The organism is Inquilinus ginsengisoli (genome assembly GCF_031453975.1).
GTDB lineage: Bacteria > Pseudomonadota > Alphaproteobacteria > DSM-16000 > Inquilinaceae > Inquilinus > Inquilinus ginsengisoli_A.
Genome location: NZ_JAVDPW010000006.1, coordinates 488422 through 514207, shown reverse-complemented (window position 1 = coordinate 514207; position 25786 = coordinate 488422). Strand labels below are relative to the sequence as shown.

Annotated in this window: 24 protein-coding genes and 1 tRNA gene; 10 read left to right on the top strand and 15 right to left on the bottom strand. The window is 67.6% G+C overall.

The features are described from left to right. Position 1 precedes the first annotated feature (1 nt). The gene (locus E9232_RS19445) at positions 2-1126 is read right to left on the bottom strand and encodes a sirohydrochlorin chelatase (RefSeq protein WP_309796532.1); all 1125 of its coding nucleotides are present in this window, start codon (positions 1124-1126) and stop codon (positions 2-4) included. A 240-nt stretch (positions 1127-1366) separates the two neighbouring features. On the opposite strand from E9232_RS19445, the gene E9232_RS19440 reads away from it, so the two are divergent. After that, entirely contained in the window at positions 1367-2221 is an 855-nt protein-coding gene (locus tag E9232_RS19440) for an SDR family oxidoreductase (protein WP_309796529.1), read from the top strand. A gap of 207 nt (positions 2222-2428) precedes the next feature. After that, a complete protein-coding gene (locus E9232_RS19435) occupies positions 2429-3313 on the top strand; it encodes a TauD/TfdA dioxygenase family protein (RefSeq protein WP_309796527.1) in 885 nt (294 codons plus the stop codon). Here E9232_RS19435 and E9232_RS19430 read toward each other — a convergent pair. The 4 genes from E9232_RS19430 to E9232_RS19415 all read right to left on the bottom strand — a co-directional run bounded on the left by E9232_RS19430 (position 3297) and on the right by E9232_RS19415 (position 6813). Further along, the gene (locus E9232_RS19430; RefSeq protein WP_309796523.1) at positions 3297-3689 is read right to left on the bottom strand and encodes a RidA family protein; all 393 of its coding nucleotides are present in this window, start codon (positions 3687-3689) and stop codon (positions 3297-3299) included. The two genes, E9232_RS19435 and E9232_RS19430, sit on opposite strands and share 17 nt — an antisense overlap. Before the next feature lie 8 nt (positions 3690-3697). Further along, a complete protein-coding gene (locus E9232_RS19425) occupies positions 3698-4519 on the bottom strand; it encodes a carbohydrate ABC transporter permease (protein WP_309796521.1) in 822 nt (273 codons plus the stop codon). Next, positions 4512-5405, bottom strand: a complete 894-nt coding sequence (locus E9232_RS19420) for a carbohydrate ABC transporter permease (RefSeq protein ID WP_309796519.1) — start codon at positions 5403-5405, stop codon at positions 4512-4514. The genes E9232_RS19425 and E9232_RS19420 overlap by 8 nt, the downstream gene beginning before the upstream one ends. Before the next feature lie 163 nt (positions 5406-5568). After that, entirely contained in the window at positions 5569-6813 is a 1245-nt protein-coding gene (locus E9232_RS19415; RefSeq protein WP_309796518.1) for an ABC transporter substrate-binding protein, read from the bottom strand. A 339-nt stretch (positions 6814-7152) separates the two neighbouring features. On the opposite strand from E9232_RS19415, the gene E9232_RS19410 reads away from it, so the two are divergent. The 6 genes from E9232_RS19410 to E9232_RS19385 all read left to right on the top strand — a co-directional run bounded on the left by E9232_RS19410 (position 7153) and on the right by E9232_RS19385 (position 13116). Beyond that, positions 7153-7947, top strand: coding sequence for an SDR family oxidoreductase (locus tag E9232_RS19410; RefSeq protein ID WP_309796514.1), 795 nt, complete (start codon positions 7153-7155; stop codon positions 7945-7947). A 38-nt stretch (positions 7948-7985) separates the two neighbouring features. After that, a complete protein-coding gene (locus E9232_RS19405; RefSeq protein WP_309796512.1) occupies positions 7986-9053 on the top strand; it encodes an ABC transporter ATP-binding protein in 1068 nt (355 codons plus the stop codon). Between the two features lie 11 nt (positions 9054-9064). Then, positions 9065-10375, top strand: coding sequence for an amino acid deaminase (locus tag E9232_RS19400; protein ID WP_309796509.1), 1311 nt, complete (start codon positions 9065-9067; stop codon positions 10373-10375). Then, positions 10375-11319 carry an SIS domain-containing protein gene (locus tag E9232_RS19395; RefSeq protein WP_309796507.1) on the top strand — a complete coding sequence of 315 codons (945 nt, stop codon included), beginning with the start codon at positions 10375-10377 and terminating at the stop codon, positions 11317-11319. Before E9232_RS19400 ends, E9232_RS19395 begins: the two co-directional genes overlap by 1 nt. Further along, a complete protein-coding gene (locus tag E9232_RS19390; protein WP_309796505.1) occupies positions 11312-12766 on the top strand; it encodes an N-acyl-D-amino-acid deacylase family protein in 1455 nt (484 codons plus the stop codon). The genes E9232_RS19395 and E9232_RS19390 overlap by 8 nt, the downstream gene beginning before the upstream one ends. A 95-nt stretch (positions 12767-12861) precedes the next feature. Beyond that, a complete protein-coding gene (locus E9232_RS19385; protein WP_309796504.1) occupies positions 12862-13116 on the top strand; it encodes a type II toxin-antitoxin system prevent-host-death family antitoxin in 255 nt (84 codons plus the stop codon). 69 nt (positions 13117-13185) lie between these two features. Here the strand turns inward: E9232_RS19385 and E9232_RS19380 are convergent, their stop codons facing one another. The 3 genes from E9232_RS19380 to E9232_RS19370 all read right to left on the bottom strand — a co-directional run bounded on the left by E9232_RS19380 (position 13186) and on the right by E9232_RS19370 (position 15872). Further along, positions 13186-13815, bottom strand: a complete 630-nt coding sequence (locus tag E9232_RS19380; protein WP_309796502.1) for a HEPN domain-containing protein — start codon at positions 13813-13815, stop codon at positions 13186-13188. A 314-nt stretch (positions 13816-14129) separates the two neighbouring features. Then, positions 14130-14303, bottom strand: a complete 174-nt coding sequence (locus E9232_RS19375; RefSeq protein ID WP_309796500.1) for a hypothetical protein — start codon at positions 14301-14303, stop codon at positions 14130-14132. Between the two features lie 21 nt (positions 14304-14324). Beyond that, on the bottom strand, positions 14325-15872 hold the full coding sequence (locus tag E9232_RS19370; protein ID WP_309796498.1) for an argininosuccinate lyase: 1548 nt from the start codon (positions 15870-15872) through the stop codon (positions 14325-14327). Between the two features lie 397 nt (positions 15873-16269). Between E9232_RS19370 and E9232_RS19365 the strand changes: the two genes are divergently transcribed. Continuing rightward, complete coding sequence (locus tag E9232_RS19365; RefSeq protein WP_309796496.1) at positions 16270-18363, top strand: calcium-binding protein; 2094 nt, start codon at positions 16270-16272, stop codon at positions 18361-18363. A 139-nt stretch (positions 18364-18502) separates the two neighbouring features. On the opposite strand, the gene E9232_RS19360 is transcribed toward E9232_RS19365, so the two are convergent. From E9232_RS19360 to tpiA, 7 genes are all read right to left on the bottom strand, one after another. Beyond that, complete coding sequence (locus tag E9232_RS19360) at positions 18503-19744, bottom strand: M20/M25/M40 family metallo-hydrolase (protein ID WP_309796494.1); 1242 nt, start codon at positions 19742-19744, stop codon at positions 18503-18505. A gap of 196 nt (positions 19745-19940) precedes the next feature. Further along, entirely contained in the window at positions 19941-20375 is a 435-nt protein-coding gene (locus tag E9232_RS19355; RefSeq protein WP_309796492.1) for an MAPEG family protein, read from the bottom strand. 42 nt (positions 20376-20417) lie between these two features. Then, a complete protein-coding gene (locus tag E9232_RS19350) occupies positions 20418-21041 on the bottom strand; it encodes a YqaA family protein (RefSeq protein ID WP_309796490.1) in 624 nt (207 codons plus the stop codon). Positions 21042-21134: 93 nt separating this feature from the next. After that, positions 21135-21767 (bottom strand): 2-dehydro-3-deoxy-6-phosphogalactonate aldolase, encoded by a 633-nt coding sequence (locus tag E9232_RS19345; RefSeq protein WP_309796488.1) that lies wholly within the window; start codon positions 21765-21767, stop codon positions 21135-21137. A gap of 1 nt (position 21768) precedes the next feature. Continuing rightward, complete coding sequence (locus tag E9232_RS19340) at positions 21769-22677, bottom strand: 2-dehydro-3-deoxygalactonokinase (RefSeq protein WP_309796486.1); 909 nt, start codon at positions 22675-22677, stop codon at positions 21769-21771. Between the two features lie 62 nt (positions 22678-22739). Next, positions 22740-22816, bottom strand: a tRNA-Pro gene (locus E9232_RS19335). An 86-nt stretch (positions 22817-22902) separates the two neighbouring features. Further along, on the bottom strand, positions 22903-23658 hold the full coding sequence (gene tpiA, locus E9232_RS19330; RefSeq protein ID WP_309796483.1) for a triose-phosphate isomerase: 756 nt from the start codon (positions 23656-23658) through the stop codon (positions 22903-22905). A 164-nt stretch (positions 23659-23822) separates the two neighbouring features. Here tpiA and E9232_RS19325 point away from each other — a divergent pair, with 164 nt between their 5' ends. Next, entirely contained in the window at positions 23823-25694 is a 1872-nt protein-coding gene (locus E9232_RS19325; protein ID WP_309796481.1) for a peptidyl-prolyl cis-trans isomerase, read from the top strand. Positions 25695-25786 lie beyond the last annotated feature (92 nt).

Genomic DNA, 25786 nt, shown 5'->3' with positions numbered 1-25786 from the left:
CTCACCCGGCCTTCTTCAGGCTCTTCGGCCCCAGCGGGTGGTCGGCATGGGGATAGGGATGGTGGTGGTGGCCGTGATCGTGCCCATGGCTGTGCCCGTGGTCATGGCTGTGCCCATGATCGTGGCGATGCCCGTGATCGTGATCATGGCCGTGCGCGTGATCGTGAGGATGGCCGTGATCGCCGTGGTGGTGATGGTCGTGCCCGTGGTCATGGCCATGCTCATGCGCCGGGCCGCCGGCGATGCCCTCGACATGGTGGTGGTGGCTTTCCTGCGGCAGGCCGACCTCGGCCTCGAAGCCCAGCACCTGCATCCGGTACTTGCACATCTGGCAGTTCATGTTGCCGGTGCCGTCCAGGATCTCGCCGATGCGATCCTCCAGCGTCGCCAGCACCAGCGGATGGTCGTTGAGGTAGCGCGCCTTGACGAATTCGATCCCCGGATGGCGCGCGGCCACCGTGTCGGTGGCGTCGTAGATCCGGTCGACCAGGATGCCGGTGAACAGGAAATACGGGAACACCACGATGCGGCGATAGCCCAGCTTGGCCGCATGCTCCAGCGCCGGCTCGACCAGCGGGAAGGTCACGCCGGAATAGGCGGTCTCGCCCCAGCCGAAGCCGATGCCCTCCCACAGCATCCGCATGACCTTGGCGACGTTGGAGTTGGCGTCCGGGTCCGACGCGCCGCGGCCGACCACCACCAGCATGGTCTGGTGCAGCGGCACCGGCCCGTCGTCACGCCTTGCATCGGCGATCTCCACCGCCTCCTGCACCCGCTCGCCGGCGGCGCGCAGCATCTTCACGTCGATGCCGAGTTCGCGGCCGTAGCGGATGGTCAGGCCGGGGTTCTGGGCCTGGTAGGTGTTCAGCACCGAGGGGATGTCGTTCTTGGCGTGGCCGGCGGCGAACAGCATGCCGGGAATCGCCAGCACCTCGGTCACGCCCTTGGCCTGCAACCGGTCCAGCCCGTCGCGGATGATCGGCCGGGCGAATTCGAGATAGCCGTAATCGACCTCGTATTGCGGCAGGCGCCGGCGCAGCTGCAGCGAGACGGCGGCGAATTCGTCCACCGCCCCCTGGTCCCGGCTGCCATGGCCGCAGATCATCACACCCAGCTTGCCCGCCATCATGCCTCCTGGCCCCACGCCATGCCGGCACGACCGGGACGAATCCCGGCAGCGGACGGTGGGCGGCACGCGCGGATATCGCTTGGATCTATCCGTCCGAAGAAACCCCGTTGCATCAAGCATCCCGGGGGCGTCGCAGGACGCACCGTCGACGTCCTGGCCGGCACATTGCTATAGCGATCCCCTCGGATGCAACAGGCGACGCGACACGCGATGGATGAACTGCGACCCGGAAGACTGTTGGTCTTCGGCCTCGGCTACAGCATGACGCGGCTGGCGCGGCGCCTGCGCGACCTGGGCTGGCAGGTCGCCGGCACCACCCGCGACCCCGACCGGCTGGCGCAGCTGCGGGCCGAGGGCTTCGACGCCCACGCCTTCGGCCCGGACCGGCCGCTCGACCCCGCATTGCTGGCCGGGACCACCCATCTGGTGCAGTCGATCTCGCCGGAGGAATCGGGCGATCCGGCGGTGCCGGCGCTGGCGGAGACGCTGAAGGCGCTGCCGGAGCTGCGCTGGGTCGGCTACCTCTCGACCCCGGCCGTCTACGGCGACCGCGACGGCGCCTGGATCGACGAGACCGCCGCCCCCGCCCCCGGCTCGCCGCGCGGCTGGAAGCGGCTGGAGGCCGAACGCGCCTGGTTCGCAGCGTTCCAGGACACCGGCGTGCCGGTGCAGGTGTTCCGCCTGGCCGGCATCTACGGGCCCGGGCGCAGCGCCTTCGACCAGCTGCGGCGCGGCCGGGCCCGGCGGATCGACAAGCCGGGCCAGGTGTTCAACCGCATCCATGTCGACGACATCGGCAGCGTCCTGTTGGCCTCGATGCGCCGGCCGCGCGCCGGGGCGGTCTACAACGTCGCCGACGGCCACCCGTCCAGCCCGAACGACCCGATCGAATACGCCTGCCAGCTGCTCGGCATCGACCCGCCGCCGCTGGTGCCGTTCGAGGACTCCGGCCTGTCGCCCCTGGGCCGGGAATTCTACGCCGAGTGCAAACGGCTGACGGTCGACCGGATCCGTGACGAGCTCGGCGTCACGCTGACCTATCCGGGCTATCGGGACGGGCTGGATGCGATCCGGGCGCAGGAACAGGCGTAGGTCGAGGCCGGCTCGGCTTCGGCCTGTTTCTGTTTGTCATGCCACGGCTTGACCGTGGCATCCAGGGGCGGCCGGAGCGGCTCTTGGTGGCCCCTGGATTGCCCGGTCAAGCCGGGCAATGACAGAAAAGGGAATAGTGGCCGCGCGCCTTCATCTGCGTCATGCCGGACCTTCCGGGATGCCGAATCGGGTGCCTATACTGCGACCATGAGCACCCCCCGCGCACGCGTCGAGATCCGGCCGATGGCCGGGTCGCTCGGCGCCGACATCGATCTCACCGGCCCGGTCGACGACGACAGCTTCGCCGCGATCCGCCAGGCCCTGCACGATCACCTGGTGATCCATCTGCACGGCCTGGAACTGGCGCCGGAGGGTCTGGTGGCGCTGAGCCGGCGCTTCGGGCCGATCAGCCGGGCGCCCTACATCAAGCACATGGACGAGCACCCGGATGTCGTCGCGGTGAAGAAGGCGGCGGACGAGCGCAAGGTCAGCACCTTCGGCAACGCCTGGCATTCGGATTTCAGCTTCCTCGACCAGCCGCCGATGGCCTCGCTGCTCTATGCCAGCCACGTGCCGACCCATGGCGGCGATACGCTGTTCGCCAACATGTATGCCGCCTATGACGCGCTGTCGGACGGCATGAAGCGGCTGCTCGACGGGCTCGACGCCCTGCATTCCGGCAAGCCCTACGGCACCGGCGGCATTCCCGGCAATGTCGCGGTCTCGCGCTCGATCGGCATCGAGCGCAACCGGCCCGAGGCGGACCGCGAGATCCCCCACCCCGTGGTGCGCGTCCATCCCGGCACCGGGCGCAAGGCGCTGTTCATCAACTCGATCTACACCCAGCGCTTCGACGGCATGACGGCGGAGGAGAGCAAGCCGCTGCTCGACTTCCTCTACGCCCACGCCATCCGGCCGGAATTCACCTGCCGGCTGCGCTGGACCGCGCACGACCTGGCGATCTGGGACAACCGCTGCACCCTGCACTACGCCGTCAACGACTATGACGGCCAGGACCGGCTGCTGTACCGCACCATGGTGCAGGGCGAGCGGCCGGTCCCCGTTACGCCGCGCGTCAGCTCAATGGTTTGAAGGCGATCGCTTCGATCTCGACCTTGCAGTCGATCATCATGTCGGCGCGGACGCAGGACCGCGCCGGGCGGTCGCCGGTGAAATAGCTGTCATAGGTGCGGTTGAAGGCGGCGAAGTCGCGGGTGTCGTCCAGCCAGGCCGTGACCTTGATCACGTCGGCCAGGGTGCAGCCGGCCAGCGCCAGCGCCGCCTCGACATTCTTCATGGTCTGGTGGGTCTGGATCTCGATCCCGCCGGCCACGACCACGCCGTTCTCGTCGAACGGCACCTGGCCCGAGACGTAGACGAAATCCCCGGCCCGCACCGCCTTGGAGAAGGGCAGCTTCTGCCCGCCGGCGCCGGTGACGGTGGTTCCGAAATGCTCACGCTTGCTCATGATGGTTCCTACTTGACGGCGCCGAGGGCGAGTCCCCGCACCAGATAGCGCTGCAGCCAGGCGAACACGATGGCGACGGGAACCGTCGCCAGGAAGGTCGCGGCCATGACATGGTGCCATTCGATCGTATAGCGGCCGGCGACCAGCGAGAAAATCTTGATCGGCAGGGTGTGCGTCTCCGGCGCCCGCAGCAGGCTGAGCGCGACCGCGAATTCGTTCCAGGCGTTGATGAAGGTGAAGATCGCGGTCACCACCACGGCCGGCGCCGCCAGCGGCAGGAACACCCGGACCACGGTGCGGAAGCGCGACGCGCCCTCCAGCCATGCCGCCTCCTCCAGATCCAGCGGGATGGTGGCAAAATAGCTCTGCAGCATCCAGACGGCGAAGGCGATGTTGAAGCCGGCATAGACCAGCACCAGCGAATCGACCGACCCGACGAGGCCGAGCCAGGCGACCAGCCGGAACAGCCCGATGACCAGCACGATCGGCGACAGCATCTGGGTGACCAGCAGGAAGTCGCGGTACAGCCCCTGTCCCGGGAAACGATAGCGCGACATGGCATAGGCGGCGGGGATGCTGACCGCCAGCGCCAGCACGGTCGAGAGGGTGGCTGCGTAGAGGCTGTTCAGCAGGGCGGTGCCGAAATCGGTCGCCTGCCACATCGTGACGAAATTCTCCCAGGCGATGCGGCTGGGCAGCCAGGACGGGTCGGCGGAGAGCACCTCCGCCGCCGGCTTCAGCGCGGTCGCGATCATCACCGCGAAGGGGAACAGCACCACGACGACCAGCGGCGACAGCGCCAGCCAGCAGAGAAGGCTCCGCCTAAGCATCGCGTTCGCCCCTCATCGCCATGCGCAGATAGATCAGGGTGAAGACCAGCAGGATGGCGAACATGATCAGCGAGATCGACGCCGCCTCGCCCATCTTCCCCAGCGTGAAGGCCAGCTTGTAGAGGTAGGTGACCAGGATCTGGGTCGAATCCGACGGCCCGCCCCCGGTCAGCACCCAGATGATCGGGAAGGAGTTGAAGACGTAGATGATGTTCAGCACCACCGCCATGTTGATGAAGGGGCGCATCAGCGGCAGGGTCAGGGTGCTGAACTGCTGCCAGGTCGAGGCGCCGTCGGCCGACGCGGCCTCGTAGATGTCGGTCGGGATCGCCGACAGCCCGCCGAGGAAGATCGTCACCGTGAACGGCACGGACACGAGAATCCCGATCAGGATCTGCACCGGGAAGGCGGTGGCGGCCGAGGCCAGCCACACCACCTTCTGGTCGATCAGGCCGAGATCCTGCAGCGTCAGGTTCAAGAGGCCGGATTCGCCGTTCAGCGCCCAGCGCCAGACGATCGCCATCATGGTCAGCGACACCGACCAGGGCAGCATCACGATCACCCGCGCCGCGCCGCGGCCGTAAAAGTCCTGGTTCAGGATCAGCGCCACCGGCACCGACACCAGCACCGTGCCGAACACCACCGACCCGGTCCACACCAGGGTCCGCCACAATGTGCCGAGGAACAGCGGGTCGGCCAGGACATTGCCGAGATTGATCAGCCCGGTGAAGTCGCGCAGCTGGCCGAAGCGGTTGACCTGATGCGTGGCGACGGTCAGCAGGTCCCAGACCGGATAGGCGATGATGAACGCCGCCAGCCCGAAGCTGGGCAGGATCAGCAGGATCGGCGTCAGGCCGGGCAGCCGCGTGGCCAGCGGGGCGGTCATGGGTGGTGGGATGCCTCGTCGCTATCCATTTTCCCGTCATTCCCGCGAAAGCGGGAATCTCGCGCCATCCCGGAAGAGCGGGCCGGAAAGAGATCCCCGCTTTCGCGGGGATGACGGGGATGAGTCTGTTGCGCCCCTGAGCGCAACGCGAGCGGTCGGAGTTCTACTTCGCCCCCAGCACGCCGTTGGCCTGGTCGGCGGCGGCCTTCAGCGCCTCCTCCGGCTTGGCCTCGCCGAGATAGATCTTCTGCATCGCCCGGCCGGTGGCGTCGGCGATCTCCTCCCACCCGGCGATGGTCGGCGCGAACTTGGCGCTCGGCAGCATGGCGGTGAAGACCTTGAGGTTCGGGTCGTCGGCGAAGTACGGCAGTTTGGCCACCGCCTGGTTCTCGGTCAGGAAGCCCTCATTGACCGTGAACTTCTCGCGCCAGTCGTTCTGGAACAGGAAGTCGAGGAACTTCCACGCCTCGTCCTTCACCTTGGAATTGTCGAACATCACGATCGAATCGGTGACGGCATAGGTGGCCGAGGTGGTGCCCTTCGGCACCGGTGCGACGCCGTATTGCAGGTTCGGCGCCTCGGTCTTGATCTGGCTGGCCAGGAACGGGGCGGTGAACATCATGCCGATGCGGCCCTGCTTGAACAGGTTCTGCACGTCCTCGCGGTTGTAGGCGGTGACGCCCGGCTCGGTCAGCCCGTCGTCGATCATCTGCTTGTACAGGGTCGCGGCCTTGACCGCGGCCGGGCTGTCGACGCCGCTCTTGCCGTCGGCGCCGACGATGTCGCCGCCGAAGCTCCACATCGCATAGTAGAAATAGACGTCGGTCTCGATCTCCTTGCCCTGCAGGCCGAAGCCATAGGTGTCCTTGAGACCCAGCGCCTTGATCTTCGTCGCGTCGGCGACCAGCTCGTCCCAGGTCGCGGGCGGCGCGGCGATGCCGGCCTTCTCGAACAGCTCCTTGTTGTAATACATGGCGCGGGCGGAGGACGCGATCGGCAGGCCGTAGGTCTTGCCGTCCAGCACGCCGGGCGCGAAGAAGGTCGGGATGAACCGCGCCTTGAAGGCATCGTTCATATAGCTGTCGAGCGGCGTGACCACGCCCTGCTGCACGAAATCGACCAGCCAGCGGGTGCCGATGATGGCGAGGTCGGCATTGGCGTTGCCGGAGATGTCGGTGGTCAGCTTCTGCTGCAGCACATCCCAGGGCACGACCTCGATCTTGATGTCGGTGCCGGGGTTGGCGGCCTCGAACGCCTTGGCGGCGTCCTCGAAATAGGGACCGGTCTTCGAGCTGTATTCGGCGACGGTCACCCGAACCTCGGCGGCCAGGGCCGGGGCGGCGACGGCCAAGGCCGCCAGGATGGACGCGCCCGCGCCGAGGAGCACGGACCGGAGCGCATGCTGCATGAAGAGCCTCCTGTTTCGGCGGCGCCACGGCCGCACGATCGCACTTGGGAACCGCCTCCGGGGTGAGGCCGGCGTGGGGCGGCCGCGACCGGCTTTTCGCCGGAACCGTCCCTGGATGTAACTCTCTTACAATCATCGTTGGGACGCAATTCGGAAGTGGCTGCGGGATCGCCTTGTTCATTATTCGGCGATGAGCCTGGAATTTTCGCCACACCTGCCTGTGCGGCGCACCACGGCCCATGCTGCAGCGCACGCGGATGACACCCGTCTTGTAAGTTTCAAACAGTGCGATACCATCGCGCTGCCACCCCACGCCGCCACCGCCGGAAAGACCTTGAGATGACCCGCTTTGCCGACCGGACCGTCCTCGTCACCGGCGCTCTGGGCGGCATCGGCGGCGCCATCGTCGACCAGTTCGCCAAGGCCGGCGCGACGCTGATCCTGTCCGACCGCGATGCGGCGGCGCTGGACGCGCGGGTCGCGGCACTGGCCGAGGCGGGTATCAAGGCCGCTGCCGCGCCGGCCGACCTGCGCGACGCCGCGGAGACCCGGGCGGCGATCGAGGCGGCCGTTGCCAGGACCGGCCCGGTCGACATCGTGGTCAACAACGCCGGCGGCGGCGACCGCGGCACCCTGGCATCGACCACCATCGACAGCTGGCACGCCGACATCGAGCTGAACCTGGACGGCCCCTACCACGTCATCGCCGCGGTGATCGACGGTATGAAGGCCCAGGCCCGCGGCAGCATCGTCAACATCAGCAGCGTCAACGCCCTGCTGGCGCTGGGCCACCCGGCCTACAGCGCGGCCAAGGCCGGTCTGATCAGCTATACCAAGGCCCTGGCGGTGGAGTACGGGCCCTTCGGCATCCGCGCCAATGTGATCTGCCCGGGCACGGTGCGCACCCCGATCTGGCAGGCGCGGATCGACAAGAAGCCGGAGATCTTCGAGTCCCTGCGCAAATGGTATCCGCTGCAACGGGTGGCCGAACCGTCCGACATCGCCAAGGCCGTGGCCTTCCTGGCCTCGGACGATCTGGCCGGCTTCATCACCGGGGCGATGCTGCCGGTCGATGGCGGGCTGACCGCCGGCAACCGGGTGATGGCGGGCGAACTGACGCTGGAAGAGTTCTAATAGGGGGAAGAGTTCTGATGCGGGAGGAGTTCTGAACCATGGCGACGGTCGGCCTGCGCGGGGTGGTGAAGCGCTACGGCGAGGCGCAGGTGGTCCATGGCGTCGACCTCGACATCGCCGATGGCGAATTCGTCGTCCTGGTCGGCCCGTCCGGCTGCGGCAAGTCCACCCTGCTGCGCATGATCGCGGGGCTGGAGACCATCTCCGGCGGCGAGTTGACGATCGCCGGCACCCGCGCCAACGAGGTGCCGCCGCAGAAGCGGAACATCGCCATGGTGTTCCAGTCCTACGCCCTATACCCGCACATGACCGCCCGGCAGAACATCGCCTATGGCCCGAAGCTGCGCGGCGAACCGAAGCCGGAGATCGAGGCCAAGGTCGGCAAGGCGGCCGGGATCCTCAACCTGTTCGACTATCTCGAACGGCTGCCGAAGCAGCTGTCCGGCGGCCAGCGCCAGCGCGTCGCCATGGGCCGGGCCATCGTGCGCGACCCCGCCGTGTTCCTGTTCGACGAGCCGCTGTCCAACCTCGACGCCAAGCTGCGGGTGCAGATGCGCACCGAGATCAAGGCGCTGCACCGCCGGCTGGGCACCACCATCGTCTACGTCACCCACGACCAGATCGAGGCGATGACCCTGGCCGACCGCATCGTGGTGATGAATGGCGGACGGATCGAGCAGCAGGGCGTGCCGCTCGACCTCTACGACCTGCCGGCCAATGTCTTCGTCGCCGGCTTCCTCGGCTCGCCGGCCATGAGCTTCCTGCCCGGGCGCTACCGGCGCGACAGCGGCGGCGCGGTGGTCGAGTCGCCGGACGGCACCCGCCTGCCCGCCCCCGACCGCGCGGCTGAGCACGACCAGCCGGTGCTGCTCGGCGTCCGGCCGGAGCATTTCAGCCTGGCCGAGGACGGCAACGGCGTGCCGGTGACCATCGACCTGGTCGAGCCCACCGGAGCCGAGACCCATCTCTACGGCAGCCTGGCCGGCACCCGCGTCGCCGCGGTGATCCACGGCCGCCGCCGGGTGGTGCCGGGCGACGTCGTGCCCCTCACCCCCCTCATCGCCCACACCCACCTGTTCGATGCCGCCTCCGGCCGGCGGTTGTGAAGGACCCGACGATGCAAGCCTCCGTCCTCGACCTCGACCCGATCCTCGACTCAGCCATCGACGGCGCCACCAAGGGCCTGCCGCCCGGGCTGCAGCCGATCCCGTTCCGCGCTGTCGGCGACCAGGGCTGGAACGCGCTGGCCGGCGACCTGCCCTTCCCCCAGGCGGTGCTGAAGCGGTCGGTGATCGAGCGCAACGCCCGCTGGATGCGCGACATCCTGGCCGAGACCGGGGTCGCCCTGGCGCCGCACGGCAAGACGACGATGAGCCCGCAGCTGTTCGACCTGCAGCTCGCCAACGGCTCCTGGGGCATCACCGTCGCCACCGCCCAGCAGTTCGAGGTGTGCCGCCGCTTCGGGGTCAAGCGGATCCTGGTGGCCAACCAGCTGGTCGACGCGGCGGCGATGCGGTCGGTGCTGGCGGCCCTGGCCGCCGACCCGGCGCTCGAGGCCTTCTGCCTGGTCGATTCCGTCGCCGGGGTCGAGCGGCTGGCCGAGGCCGCCCGCGTGACGCCGCCGGGCCGGAAGCTGGGCCTGCTGGTCGAGCTCGGCATGGTAGGCCGCCGCACCGGCTGCCGCACGGCCGCCGAGGCTCTGGAAGTGGCCCGCGCCACCGCCGGCCGCCCGGGCCTCGCTTTGCGCGGGGTCGAGGGCTATGAGGGCCTGGTGGTGACCCAGGACGCGGCGGCCGACGAGATCGCCGTGGCCGCCTTCCTGGACGACCTCGCGGCCGTGGCGGCGGAGGTCGACCGGGCCGGGCTGTTCGGCGACGGCACGGTGCTGCTCAGCGCCGGCGGCTCCGCCTATTACGACATCGTCGCCCGCAAGCTCTCCGAAGTCCGGCTGTCGCGCCAAGTCCAGGTGGTGATCCGCAGCGGCTGCTACCTGACCCATGATTCCGGCCAGTACACCCGGCTGTTCGAACATGTCGTCCGCCGCATCCCGGCCGACTGGCGCCGGCATGGCGATCTCGAGCCGGCGCTGGAGGTCTGGTCCGCGGTGCAGTCGCGGCCGGAACCCGGCCTCGCGATCCTGACCATGGGCAAGCGCGACTGCTCCTACGACATCGACCTGCCGATCCCGACGCTGTGGCGCCCCGCCGGCTCCACCGCCGCGCCGCAGCGCGTGCCGGCCGGCGCCGTGATCACCGGGCTGAACGACCAGCACGCCTACCTGAAGCTGCCCGAGGGCTTCGACCCGCAAGTCGGCGACCTGATCGGCTGCGGCATCTCCCACCCCTGCACCACCTTCGACAAATGGCAGGTGATGATGGTGGTGGAGGACGACTACCGCGTCTCGGGCGCGATCCGGACCTTCTTCTGATGGCCTATGTGGTCGACATCGTCTCGCGCCTCCGCCGCATGGAGGCGTCGCTGCGGCCCTCGGAGCAGAGGGTGGCGGAGGCGGTGCTGGCCGACCCCGGTGGGGCCACCCATGCCAGCATCGCCGAGCTGGCACGGCGGGCGCAGGTCAGCGAGCCCTCGGTCACCCGCTTCTGCCGGGCGCTGGGCTGCGACAGCGTGCGCGACTTCAAGGTCAAGCTGGCGCAGAACCTCGCCGTCGCCAGCCCCTATCTGCAGCGGCGGCCGCAGGAGGGCGCGCCGGACGACGTCGCCCAGCTGGCCGACCGGGTGCTGGACAGCGTCATCGAGGCGGTGACGGTGGTGCGCGACCAGCTCGACCCCCAGCCGCTGCGCCAGGCGATCGACGGCATCGCCAAGGCCCGGCGGCTGGACATCTACGGCATCGGCGGCGGCTCGCACGCCGTCGGCCACGACGCCTATCTCCGCTTCTTCCGGCTCGACCTGCCGACCGACTTCCACGCCGACACCCAGCTGCAGCGCATGTCGGCGGCGACGCTGGGGCCCGGCGACTGCGTGCTGGCGGTGTGCAATTCCGGCCGCTTCCGCGACCTGGTCGAAAGCGTCGAGATCGCCCGGCACTACGGCGCCACCACCATCGCCCTGACCCGGCCGGACACGCCGCTGGCCCGGGCGGCGGAGATCCTGCTGGCGGTGGCGCCGCCGGAGGACAGCGACATCTTCAAGCCGACCGCGTCGCGCCTGGCCCATATGGCGGTGATCGACGTGGTCGCGACCGGCGTTGCCATGCGGCGCGGCCCGGCCGCGCTGGAGAGCCTGCGCCGCATCAAATACACCCTCAGCCAGATCCCCACCCTCGACGAGCCGGCCGGCGCGGCGATGCGCCCGCCGCCGCGTCCTCCCGCCGCTGCCCGGCGTTCTGCCCCAGGGAAGTCCCATGCCTGACCGTGCCCCTTACGACCTCCTGCTCCGCAACGGCACCGTGATCGACGGCTCCGGCGCCCCCCGCGTGCAGGCCGATGTCGCCATCCTGGGCGACCGCATCGCCGCCGTGGCGCCGACCGGCAGCATCGCGGCCAGCCGGGCGCGGGAGAGCATCGACGTCGCCGGCCGCATCGTCGCGCCGGGCTTCATCGACGTGCACACCCATGACGACCGGGCGGTGATCGACGGCCCGGACATGCTGCCCAAGATCAGTCAGGGCGTGACCACGGTGGTGGTCGGCAATTGCGGCATCAGCCTGTCGCCGCTGACCCTGACCGGCGCCCCGCCGCCGCCGCTGAACCTGCTGGGCGACCAGTCGGCCTATGAGTTCGCGAGCTTCGCCGAATACCGCGCCCGGCTGGGCGAGGTGGTGCCGGGCATCAACGTCGCGGCGCTGATCGGCCATTCCTCGCTGCGCATCGGCACCATGCCGGATCTCGACCGCAAGGCCGGCGCGCCGGAGATCGACGCGATGCGGCGCCTGCTGGCCGACAGCCTGGACCAGGGCGCGATCGGCTTCTCCACCGGCCTCTACTACAAGCCCAACGCGGCGGCCGATGCCGACGAGGTGGTGGCGCTGGCCGAGCTGCTGGCCGACCGCGGCGGCGTCTACGCCACCCACATGCGCAACGAGCACGACAAGGTGCTGGATTCGCTGGAGGAGAGCTTCAGCACCGCCCGCCGCGCCAAGGTGCCGGTGGTGATCTCGCACCACAAATGCGCCGGTCCCCACAATTGGGGCCGCAGCCGCGAGACCCTGCCGGTGATCGAGGCGGCCAGCAAAAACCAGCCGGTCGGCCTCGACGCCTATCCCTACACCGCGGGCTCGACGGTGCTGGACCCCGACCATGTCACCGGCGACATCCGCATCATGGTGGCGTGGTCGAAGGCAAAGCCGGAGGTGGCGGGCCGCGACCTCGCCGACATCGCCCGGGAATGGGGCTGCACCGAGAAGGAGGCGGCGGTGCGGCTGCACCCGGCCGGCGCCATCTACTTCCAGATGGACGAGGCCGATGTCCGCCGCATCCTGTCCTTCCCGCTGACCATGATCGGGTCGGACGGCCTGCCGCATGACAGCCACCCCCATCCCCGGCTGTGGGGCACCTTCCCGCGCGTGCTGGGCCATTACAGCCGCGACCTCGGCCTGTTCCCGCTGGAGACGGCGGTGCACAAGATGACCGGCCTGTCGGCGATGCGCTTCGCCCTGCACGACCGCGGCCTGGTGCGCGAGGGCCACGCCGCCGACCTGGTGGTGTTCGACGCCCACAGCATCGCCGACGCCGCCACTTTCGAGGCGCCGAAGACCCCGTCGAAGGGCCTGGATTTCGTGCTGGTCAACGGCCGGATGTCCTGGCGCCACGGCGAAACCGATGTGGATCGGGCGGGGCGGCTGCTGGTGCGGGGATAACGCTACGCATGGCTCCCCGCGTTCCTCGCCATGGCGGATCAATATTCTGGATCTCTGGTATAGTCGAACACCATTCCTTGGCAGGATGCCTATCCATGCCCACCGTCGAGACCTCCGAATTCCAGCGCCGCTTCGGCGAGTTCCAACGTCAGGCGCAACGCGAGCCGGTCGAGATCACCCGCCACGGCCGGCGTGAGTCCGTGCTGATGTCGGCCGAGCACTATGACTGGCTGAGGGCGGCTGCCCGGCGGAGGCACCGCACGGCTGATACGGTCGATGTGATCTTCGCTGCCGTGGAGCGGGCTAAGACGGACCCGGACCACGACGCGCTGGATGAGTTTCTGAAGTAAGAGCCAACGATGGTTAGCTTATTTCCCTTAAATCCATTCCCCAAAATGCTGATTATAATTCCATCAATCCTAATTTGAAATAGTCTTTGGCGGATAAACAATTGATCTGACGTGATTTTTTACAGATCGATCGGTTTTCTCGGAAATAAATTCGATTAGCGATATTGCATTTTTAGCAAAAGTTTTCCCTACCGTATCCTTGCCAATCGATCCATGCGCTATTCTATGTCTCATATTCATGAGTTCTTCAAGTTTTTCTATATATCTTTCGGAAGACCATCTTCCATAATTCCAAAATTCGGAACAATTAGGAACCCCGATCACTGAGGAATACAACTTCTTTACGTTCGCATGATTTGGTGTATTCAAAGAAGAAATACGACTTTTTGCAAAGGATATGTAGTTACTGCGCCATCCGTTACCGGTTAAAGACCAAATTTCGGATTTGGTTGAATCTTTCAATTTTGACCAACCATTTCTTTCATAAAGGAAAGAAATCATCATATCTCGAACGTTTTTCGGTATAGAAGATGGCCCCCTTACATTTCGCGCCATATACCCAACAGCTCCCTCCAATAATTCCTCAACGAAGCCTTCCCAAGCTGCGACTGAAAGTATTACGGTACTTCGATTCAATGCATCGTATCCATGGCGCCTCCCCGGCTCTCTTCCGGTACATTCCTCATGGATCTCGATCAATCTTTTAGCGTCCGCGATCCTGAATTTTAGTCTCCGTATCGCTGGCAATGGAATTGTCTGAATCCTGATTGTACCCATCTAAAGGCTCCTAATTTCATTATACTATAGGAAATTTGCTTCATTTATTAAATCTACACTAACTTTCAATATAACGAAATTCAATCGGCATTACCTCATCGATGCCGAGATCATACGATTGTATCGATGCTATTGGAGCCAGCCGTCCGCGCAGGCATGGCAGACGGCTGGCAGTTCAGCAAGTACAGATCACTCCATCTTCGCCGTTGCCAGGATCGCCGCCATGCCCTTCACCATCAGCGCCCGCTCGATGTCCATCCATTCGTCCAGCAAGTGCGGCCGGCGGTCCTGGCCCGGTCGTTCTTGCCCAGCGTCACAGCCGGGATGCCGAGGCTCCACGGGATGTTCGAATCGTTCGAGGCCTCGCGCGGCCCCTTGAACTCCCAGCCCACCGCCTGGACTGCGGCCATCCCCGTTACACCCCCTGCCCGTCACGGCACCAGCTTGGCGAAATCCCCGTCGAGCCTGGCCAGGGCGGCGTCGATGACGCCCCGCCGCTCCTTGATCCAGGCATCCTGGTCCGCGAGCTGCGCTCTGGCCTTGGCGATCATGCGCTCCATTTCCGCGGGCTGCGGCCCACCGCTCGTGCTGCGCGCCTTCACGATCGCCACCGGGTCGAGGGCGGCGCGGAACTCCGCCTCGGCCATCGGCAGCGCCTGCGGATACTTCGTGCCGGCCACGGCCTCGGCATAGATGCGCTGCGCCTCGGCATAGGGGAAATCCAGCGGCTTGATGGCGTTCTGCTTGGCGTAATCCACCAGCTCCGACGCGAAATGGTGGCCCTCGCGGAACGGCACGCTGTACTTGCGCATCAAGATGTCGGCCAGCTCCTGCGAGGCCGTCCAGTCGCTGTTCAGCTCCTCCAGCGCCCGGTCGCGGTTGATCACCAGGGCCTTCAGCACGCGGTCGAGATCCTTCAGCGTCTTGATGCCGGCGGCGACCATCGCCGTGTTCTGGTCGACGTCCTTCGGGTCCGGCATGCCCGGTGTGATGTTGTGGGTCTGGATCACCGGCCCGAGCGCCAGCGTGATCGCCGTCGAGGCATCGCTGCGGGTCGAGTTGAGCAGGCCCGGGTTGCGCTTCTGCGGCATCGCGCTCGACACATAGGTGTTGTCGCCGCCCTCCTCCAGCAGGATCCAGGGCCGCGACCCGGCATATTGCGTCATGATGTCTTCGACGAAATTGCCGGTGTGCAGAGCGATCGCCGTGACCACCGCCCCGACCTCGACCGGTTCGTCCATCGAGGAGATCTGGGACGCGTCATAGGCGTTGTCGACCAGCTGCGCGAAGCCGAGATAATCGGCCATGCGCTGGCGGTTCAGCGGCCAGCCGGTGCCGTTGAGCACCGTCGTGCCCATCGCCGACCGGTCGATGCGCGCATAGGCCTGGCGGATGCGCTCGGCGTCCCGCGCCAACCCGGCGGCATGGCCGAGCAGGTAGTGGCCGAAGCTGTTCGGCTGCGCGGCGACGCCGTTGGTGTAGTTGGGGACGATGGTGTCGGCATGCTCGGCCGCCAGGTCGACCAGCGTCGTGGCCGTGAGGTTGAGCTGCTCGGCCAGGTCCAGCATATCGTCGCGCAGGATCGCCGCGCGGTAGGTGGCGTGCATGTCCTGGCTGGAGCGCCCGGCGTGCAGCAGCGTCACATCCATGCCGCCGGCTTCGATCAGCAGCGGCTCGAAGGTGATCACGCTGCTGGGCCGCTTGGCACCCTTCTTGTCTCCGTCCGCGATGACCTTGGCGAGGGCCGCCGCGATTCCCGGCGTCAGCTGCTTGTCGAGCAGGCCCTCGTCGGTGTTGATGACGGCGGTCGCCTTGTTGATTTCCCCGAGCCAGAAGAATTCGTCGCGGTCGGCGGCAAAGACGCCGGCCGGCCACAGCGATGCCGCGGCGAGGAGGGACATCAGCAGGCCGCGATGGAGCGACCGCCCGAGCTGTGAACGCCTCTCCGAATCTGCCGGCAACCTGATTGCGTCGGTCATGGCGTGCTCCCCCCTTTGTGGAATTGGAGATTCTATCTGACGGATAGCATTTCCGCCGCAGCGAGGTCCGGACGAGAAGAAGACGATTGTCTTCATCCGGTGTCGAGCCACCGCAAGCCGTCGCCCTTCACCACCGTGATCTCGCCCTTTTGGTGGACCGGGCGGCGTGCTCCATCACCGCGGCCGGATCGATAACGGTCAACAGCCGCTGTGACCTTCCGCAACGGCTCAGGCCGGCCCGCCGGCATCGGCGGGCGCCCGTGCCGACGCGGATTGATCGATTTCTGGCCGCGAGCGGCGATCGGGAACGGGGATAGAATCGATATTGGCGATCGCCGTATTCTAGGCATAATTGCCTTACTAAATAAAAATTGAGCGCTCAGGGGGAATTCTATCAATGATCATGTTCAGGGAATCGGAATCCACGGATTCCGGATTGGCAGACCGCGATACGGCCGCAGCAGCCAAGCCGACTGACGGCAACGATACGGTGTCAGGCGGGAATGGCGATGACGAACTGTCGGGCCTGGGAGGCAACGACAGCCTCTTCGGCAACGGTGGCGATGATATCCTGACCGGCGGGACCGGCGCGGACCGCCTCGACGGCGGCGACGGCTTCGACCTTGCCAGCTATGCCGACTCCAGCATCTATGTGACGGTCGACCTGCGGAATGTGGCCGGGATCGGCCAGCATGGCGATGCGCAGGGTGATGTTCTCTATCGCATCGAGGATGTCGAAGGGTCCGCTTTCAACGATGTCCTCGTCGGAAACAGCACCGACAACTGGCTGTATGGCTGGGGCGGGGAAGATCGCCTGTCTGGCATGGCCGGCGATGACGCCCTGTTGGGTGGTGCCGGTGCCGATGCGCTCGACGGCGGCGCCGGCGAGGATCTCGCCAGCTATCGCACATCCGGCAGCTTTGTCGAGATCGACCTGCTGAGCGGGCTCGGCCGGCACGGCGATGCGCAAGGCGACACCTTGGCCAACATCGAGGATGTCCTGGGATCGGCGTTCAACGACACAATTGCCGCGAGCGGCGCCGACAATTGGTTGAACGGCGCGGCAGGTGCGGACCGGTTGTACGGCGGCGACGGCGACGATTTCCTGATCGGGGGCACCGGCGCCGACCTGCTCGATGGCGGCAACGGCCTCGACGCCGTCGGCTATTTCACGTCCTCCACCTATGTGGCGATCAGTCTGCGGGATGGAATCGGCGGGCACGGCGACGCCGAGGGCGACCAGCTGCGCTGGATCGAAGATGTCGATGGATCCGTCTTCAACGATGTCATCGTCGGCAGCAATGGCGACAATTGGCTGTATGGCGAGGCCGGTGCCGACAGCCTGTATGGCTTGCTCGGCGACGATGCCTTGATCGGTGGTGCCGGCGTCGATAGGCTCGATGGCGGTGCCGGCGAGGACTTCGCCAGCTATCGCTCGGGCGACAGCTATGTCGAGATCACACTCGTGAATGGCATTGGCCACCATGGCGACGCCGAAGGCGATATCCTGATCAGCATCGAGGATGTCGCGGGAACTGCCTTCGATGACATGATCGCCGGCAGCGGCGTCGGCAACTGGCTGAGCGCCGAGGCAGGCGCGGACCGGCTATATGGCGGCGACGGCGACGATTTCCTGATCGGCGGCGCCGGTGCCGACCTGATCGATGGTGGCGGCGGCTTTGATCTGGCCAGCTATCGCAACTCCAGTTCATACGTGCAGATCAACCTGCTGGCGGGGACCGGGTTGCACGGAGATGCCGAGGGCGACCGGCTGTATTGGATCGAGGACGTCGAAGGATCTGTTTTCAACGACACCATTTCGGGCACCGGCGCGGCCAACTGGCTGAACGGAGGGGCAGGCTCCGACCAGATCTACGCAGGGGACGGCGATGACACCCTGGTCGGCGGCGCCGGCGCCGATAGGCTCGACGGCGGTGCCGGCGAGGACTTCGTCAGCTATGCCGGATCCAGCTCTAAAGTGGTCGTCTATCTGCAAAGCGGTGACGGCCAAGGGGGTGATGCCGCAGGCGACCGGCTGTTCTGGATCGAGAATGTGGTGGGATCCGATTTCAATGATCAGATCCTCGGCGATACCGGCACCAATGTTCTCTATGGCCAAGCCGGAGCGGACGACCTCTACGGAGTCGGCGGCAATGATGCCCTGATTGGCGGTGCCGGCGCGGACCGGCTGAACGGCGGACCCGGGACCGACATCTTCGCCTATCTGTCGATCAGTGACAGCACTGTGGCGGCGGCGGGCCAGGATACGATCCTGGATTTCACGATCCTCGACTGGATCGATCTCTCGTCCCTGGGCCATCTCCGCTTCGGCACCGGCGCTTTCACCGGAACGGCTGGCGAGATTCGGGTCGTGGTCAATCCCACTGGCGGCCAAACCGTCCTGATCGATACAACCGGCGACAAACAGGCGGATTCGGCCATCCACGTCTTCTCCGACCACAAGTTGTTCGAGGGCGATTTCATCCTTTGATGCCTGACAATGCAGCGAAGGACATCAGCCCGGACGACGCCTCGTACCGCTGATCACCCCCCATGCCCTGCTACGGGGCATGGGGGGATGATCAGGGGCTGCCCCAGCCGGCCGCCCACCAGGCTGGCAGCTCAGCAGATCATTCCATCTTCGCCGTCGCCAGGATCGTCGCCAGGCTGGTGGCCATGCCCTTCACCATCGGCGCCTGCTCGATGTCCATCCATTCGTCGAGCGAATGCGACCGGCCGCTCTGGCCCGGACCGTTCTTGCCCAGGGTCACCGCCGGGATGCCGAGGCTCCAGGGGATGTTCGAATCGTTCGAGGCCTCGCGCGGGCCCTTGAACTCGTAGCCCGCCGTCTCGATCGAGGCCTTGGCCAGCTGGAACAGCAGTTCGGTCTCGGCGATGGCGCCCGCCGGACGGTCGCCGATCACCGTCTTCTCCACCGTGATCTCGCCCTCCTTGGTCGACCGGGCGGCGTTCTCGGTCTCCGCCGCCTGTGCGATGACGGCCAGCAGCCGCTGCTCCACCCGGCCCAGCCCCTTGCTGTCGCCGGAACGCATGTCGACCTCCATCGAGGTCTCGACCGGGATCGAGTTGACCGAGGTGCCGCCCGACACCACGCCGACATTGTAGGTCACCTTCGGGTCGGCCGGGACCTGGGTGCGGGCCAGCAGCGTGATCGCCTCGGCCATGGCGTAGCTGGGGTTGACCAGGCCGAAGGCGCCGAAGCTGTGGCCGCCCGGGCCCTTGTAGGTGACCCGGTAGCGCTTGGAGCCGACGCCGGAACTGGTGAAGGTGTCGGCCGACCCGCCCTCGATCGAGAAGAAGGCGTCGATCCGATTCTTGTACTGGCCCTTGGTGAAGAGGTGGCGGACGCCGCGCAGGTCGCCCAGCCCCTCCTCGCCCACCGTGCCGACGAACAGGATGTTAGCCTTGTGCCTGATCCCGGCCGAATCCATGGCGCGGATATAGGCGAGGATCGCCGCCAGGCTGAAGGTGTCGTCGCTGACGCCGGGGGCCCTCAGTTTGGTGCCCTCGCGCCGCACGGTGACGTCCGTGCCTTCCGGAAACACGGTGTCGAGATGGGCCGACACCACGACGACGCGGTCGCCGCCGCCGGTGCCCTTGCGCAGGCCGAGGACATTGCCCTCCTCATCGATCTCGACATCGGCCAGCCCGGCGCCGCGGAGCAGCTCGGCGAAGGCCTTGGCCCGCACCCCCTCCTTGAAGGGCGGCGCCGGGATCTCGACCAGCCTGATCCCTTCCGCGATGTAGGAGTCGTAGCCCTGGTCGATGTGCTGCACGGCGGCCTTGAAGCCGGCGCTGTCCCGCACCCGCTGGATCTCCGCCTTCGCCTGGGTCGCGGTGTCCTGGGCCAAGGCCGGTCCCGACAAGCCGACACCGATCGCCGCCGCGAGTATCGCGGCTCGAGACACAAACGCCATCGTTTCCCCCTTCGCTTGTTCGAAGGGGGAAGGTTAGCACCCGTGCGTTTTGCCGAACAATAATACAGATAGGTTTCGGATCCTGGGCCGCTATTGACCGATCGATCGGTCAGGAATAGCGGCGCCCCCGTCACATCGGCTCGATTCCCGCCAGCAGAATGCGCAGGGCGAAGATCACCCACATCGCCAGCAGCAGCACGAAGCCGATGGCGAAGGCGCCGAAGCGGCGGCTGAGGTTGGTCGATCCGGTGTGGACCGCGATGTGCAGGATCCGCGACGCCACGAACGCCCAGGACATCACCACGAACAGCAGGTCCGCCTTCCGGGTCATCATCGCCAGGATCACCAGCACGAAGAACAGGAACGGCAGCTGCAGCTGGTTGTGGAAGCTGTTCGAGACCAGGATGGCCCGCTCCGGCCAGGCCGCCCGGCCGAGGACGATGTCGCGGGGATCGACGTCGCCGCCACGCAGCGCCGCGGCGCGCACCTGCAGCATCCACAGCGCCAGCAGGAAGATCAGCAGGACCTGGACGAACACCGGAAGCAGGATGGCTTGCACGGACATGTCCGGTGGCTCCCCCTTGCCCGCGGCTCAGGACGCAGCGGGTCAGATCTGCGTCATCACCGCGAAGCCGAGCGCGACCAGGACCAGGAAGCCCCAGAAGGCCCAGTTCAGGTACTTCTCGAGATAGAAGCGGACCTTGTCGCCATAGACCCGCATCAGCACCGCGATCAGGAAGAAGCGCAGGCCGCGCGAGGCGATCGAGGACAGGATGAACAGGCCCAGCGGGAACTGCGCCACGCCGCTGGTGATCGTCACCAGCTTGTAGGGGATCGGCGTCACCCCCTTGGCCAGGATGATCCAGCTGCCCCATTCCGCGTATTTCTGCTGGAACTCGTGGAAGCCGGACTGCAGCCCGTAGAGGTTGATCAGCCAGGACCCGACCGTCGCGAACAGGAAATAGCCGATGGCGTAGCCGACCAGGCCGCCCAGCACCGAGGCCACGGTGCACAGCCCCGCCAGCCACCATGCCCGCCGCGGATTGGCGAGCATCATCGGGATCAGCACCACGTCGGGCGGGATCGGGAAGAACGAGCTTTCCGCGAAGGACACGCCGAACAGCGTCCACTGCGCCCGCGGCCCGTGCGCCGCCCGGATCAGCCGGTCGTACTGCCGGCGGATGAAGCCCGGCCGCTCGGCCCCGGCCTGAACGCCCCCGTCCTGCACCACGCGCTGATTCCCTCACCCGTCGCTCGTGCCACGGTCATAGACGGCGGCCGGTCCCGTGTCACGGTCGGCAATTGGGGGTAAGGGATGGGCCGGTCAGCCCTTGAGCGCCCGCCAGGCGCTGGCGAAGGCGGCAGCGGTGGCGGCGACATCGGCGGCGGTCATGCCCGGCTTGTACAGCGCCGAGCCCAGGCCGAAGCCGGTGGTGCCGGCGTCGCGATAGGCCGCCATCCGGTCCGGGGTGATGCCGCCGACCGCGATCAGCGGCACTGCGGCGGGAACCACCGCGCGCCAGGCCTTGACCACGCCGGGCGGGATCGCCTCGGCCGGGAACAGCTTGACCGCGTCGGCCCCGGCCTTCAGGGCGGCGAAGGCCTCGGTCGGGGTCGCGGCGCCGGGGGCACAGACCAGATCCTGCCGCTTGGCCTCGGCGATGATGTCGACATCGGCATGCGGCATCACGATCAGCCGCCCGCCCGCCGCCTTGACCCGGGCGACGTCCTCGCGCTGCAGCACCGTGCCGGCGCCGATCAGCGCCTGCTGTCCGAACCGGTCGGCCAGGATGCGGATGCTGTCGAAGGGCTGCGGCGAGTTCAGCGGCACCTCGATGCAGCGGAACCCGGCCTCGACCAGGGCGGCGCCGATGCCCGCGACCTCGTCCGGCTTCACCCCGCGGAGGATGGCGACCAGCGGCAGGCCCGCGAGGGCGTCGTGCAGGGAAACGCTCATGTCACACCAGCTCCGCTTGCTTGGCGATGCGCCACAGCCCCTTGACCGTGGTGTCGGCCGGGGCGATGCGGCTGGACAGGCCGGCCGCGTCGATCGCCTCGGCATAGCGTGCCGACAGCTCGGCGCCGCCGACGATGGTCACCGAATCAGGTGCGGCGCCGGTGGCGGCGGCCACGGTCGCCCGGGCATCCGCCACCTCGGCCCCGATCAGCAGGCCGGAGAGGTAGGCGCCGATCGCCTTGGAGTCGAGCTCGCCGAACAGGCCGAGGGTGCGGGCGCTGAACAGCCGGCGCAGCAGGCCTCCACCTGATGTGGCGCCGACGCCCAGGCCGCGGCGGAAGGCGGCCGGGTCGTGGGCGCGGCCATCCATCAGCCGGCCGAGGATGCTGTGTTCGGCCAGCACGGCGAAGGTCTCGCCGGTCATCGAGCTGGCGAACCAGGTGATGCGGCCATCCTCCGCCAGCGCCCATTTGCTGTGGGTGCCGGGCAGGACGTAGAGGCGGCGGCCGGTCGACGGCGCGTCGCCGATGATCTGGGTTTCCTCGCCGCGCATCACGTCGGGGATGCCGTCGGCATCGATGCGGCTGACGCCGGGGACGATTCGCAGCGGCACCGGCAGCGAGGTCGGAACCGTGATCAGCCCGGCGACCAGCGCGGCCTCGTCGGCCGGGCAGCCGGCATAGGGCGCCTCGGCCCAGCCCTGGCGGCTGCCGATCATGCCGGAGGCGATGGCGGCGGTGGCGCCGGATTCGATCCAGGCGCCGGCGACCTGCCGGAACACCGCGTCGAAATCGCCGCCGGGGACCTTGAGGATGCCGAGCGGCGCCGAGGCCTCGTCCCGGATGGCGCCAGTGGCATCGAGCAGCCAGGCGCGAAGCGAGGAGGTTCCCCAATCGAAGGCGACGAGCATGGCGCGGATCGGGCCCTTCGCTTGGGGGCTTGGCGGCTGGTGAAACCAGACCGGGGGAAGATTGGTCGGAGCGGGGAGATTCGAACTCCCGACCCCTTGCACCCCATGCAAGTGCGCTACCAGGCTGCGCTACGCTCCGACCGTGGTCGCCGCCGGACAGGTGCCGGGTGGCGAGCGGGCCGGACTATAACCACGGCCCCCGCCCTATGCAACGCCGATGCTGGGCTATTTTGCGATGGCCTGGGCGATGGCCCAGAAATCATCCGCCTTCAGGCTGGCGCCGCCGACCAGGGCGCCGTCGACATTGGCCAGGCTCAGCAGCTCGGCCGCGTTGGACGGCTTGACCGAGCCGCCGTAGAGGATGCGGATTCCCGCCGCCTCGGCCGGGACATGGACGGCCAGCATCGCCCGGATATGGGCATGGGTGTCCGCCACCTCGGCCGCCGTCGGGGTCCGCCCGGTGCCGATCGCCCAGATCGGCTCATAGGCGATCACCGTGTTCTCGGCGGTGGCGCCGCGCGGCAGCGACCCCGCGATCTGGCGGCTGCAGATCTGCGGCGCCCGGCCCGCGTTGCGCTCTGCCTCGGTCTCGCCGATGCAGATGATCGCGACCATGCCCTCGGCCTGCGCCGCGCGGGCCTTCTCGGCGACCATGAGGTCGATCTCGCCATGATCCTGGCGGCGCTCGGAATGGCCGACGATGACGTGGCTGCAGCCGAGATCGGCCAGCATCCGCGCCGCGATATCGCCGGTGTGGGCGCCGCTTGGAGCACTATGGCAGTCCTGGCCGCCGACCAGCAGGCCGCTGCCCGCCACCGCCGCGGCGATCGGCGCGATGATGGTCGCCGGCGGGCAGATCAGCAGGTCGAAGGCGGGATCGACGGTGCGCGCCAGCCGCAGGGCGAGGTCGCGGGCCAGCGCCGTGCCCTCGTCGCGCAGCAGGTTCATCTTCCAGTTGCCCGCGATCAGCTTGCGCGCCATCCCCGTGTCTCCGCCCAGTCCCTGAAGGTCCCTTTCATCTACCAATCCGCAGGCCGCGACGCCACAGCGACTCCTTCGTTGCTGCATGGCAAGGCCGCACCTATGATGCGCGGCCCAACCGCCCGGGGACCCCGGCGCGGCCTTGCCCTCGTTCAACGGTCGTCATGCTCCAGATTCTTCGCCATAAGGCAGGCTCCATCGTCGTCAAGGTGCTGTTTGTCCTGCTGATCCTGAGCTTCGCGATCTGGGGCGTCGGGGATATTTTCCGCAACCGGGGGCAGACCGACACCGTCGCCACGGTGGGCGACCAGACCATTCCGCTGCAGCAGGTCGACGCCCAGTTCCGCAACGTGGCCCAGGCCCAGCGCATTCCGCTGGCCGTGGCCCAGCAGTTCGGCCTGGTCCAGCAGGTGCTGGACTCGCAGATCTCCTCCCTGCTCTACGCCCAGTTCGCTCGCGACCTCGGCTATGTCGTGCCGCAGGATGTCGTGGCCGACGCCGTGCGCGTCGATCCGCGGTTCAAGGACCCGGCGACCAACCAGTTCAGCCGCGACATCTTCCTGCAGGCGCTGCAGGGCAGCGGCCTGAACGAGGCCGGCTTCATCGCCTCGCAGCGCAGCCAGATGGCGCAGCAGCAGGTGCTGCGGGCCCTGTTCGTCGGCGCCGAGCCGCCGAAGGCCCTGGTCGACCCGATCACCCGCTACCGCCGCGAGACCCGGGTGGCCGAGACCATCACGCTGCGCAACGCCGACCAGACCCGCGTGCCGCAGCCGACCGCGGCCGATCTCGAAGCCTACCACAAGGACCATGGCGACAAGTTCCAGTCGCCGGAATACCGCACGCTGAGCGTGGTGATCCTGAACGCCGACGATTTCGGCAAGGGCGCGGCGGTGTCGGAGGACGAGGCGCGGACCTATTACGAGAAGAACCAGGCCAACTACGAGAAGCCGGAGCTGCGCAAGTTCGACCAGGTGATCGCGCCGACCAAGGAACTGGCCGCCCAGATCGTGGCCGCGGTGCGCGGCGGCAAGCCGGTGCAGCAGGCGGTGGACGAGGCGGGCAACGCCTCGGTCACGCTGGTCCCGGTCGACTTCACCGCCAAGGCCAACATGCCGGTCGCGGCGCTGGCCGAGCCGGGCTTCGCCCTGCAGCAGGGCCAGGCCACCGATCCGGTGCAGTCGCCCTTCGGCTGGCACGTGCTGGTGCTGACCGGCACCCAGGCGGCGCGCACCGTGCCGTTCGAGGAGGCACGGCCCGAGATCGAGACGGCGCTGCGCCAGAGCAAGGCGGCCGACGCCCTGTATGAGACCGCGAACAAGTTCGAGGACGCGCTGGCCGACGGCGTCGCCATCGACAAGGCGGCGCAGGAGTTCGGCTTCACCGTAACCACGGTGCCGGCGGTGGCCAAGGACGGGTCGACCCAGAGCGGCACGCCGCTGGCGGTGCTGCCGGGCCAGGCGCAGATCCTGACCACCGCTTTCGGGCTGCAGCAGGGCGATGCCAGCCCGATGACCGCGATCGACAACAAGATCTCCGTCATCGTCCGGGTCGAGAGCATCCTGCCGCCGACCACCGAGCCGCTGGCCAAGGTCCGCGACGAGGTCGCCGCCGCCTGGACCGAGCAGAAGCAGGCCGAGGCGACCGCGACGCTGGCCACCGACATCGAGAAGCGGCTGCAAGCCGGCGAGGCCGCAGTCGACGTCGCCAAGGCGGTCGGCGGCCAGTATGCCGAGACCCAGCCGCTGCTGCGCGACGCCAGCAATGCCGGCGCCCTGCCCGCCCCGCTGGTGCGCGACCTGTTCACGGCCAAGGTCGGCGGCACCGCCACGGCGGAAACCCCGGGCGGCCGCGTCGTCGCCCGGCTGACCCGGATCGACCCGGCCAAGCCCGACGCCACCGCCGAGGCGGCGGTGAGCCAGGACCTGCGGCGCAGCCTTGCCGGCGACATCGGCGCCGGCCTCGACCAGGTGCTGCGCGACCGCTACGGCGTCAGCATCGACCAGTCGGTGCTCGCCCGGCTGAAATACGAGGAATGACGCGCGTGGTCGGCCTGTCGGTGATCAGGGCCCGGGACAAGGGCGGGGAGCGATGGCGCCGCATCGGCGCCGTTCCCTTCCGCCCCCATCCC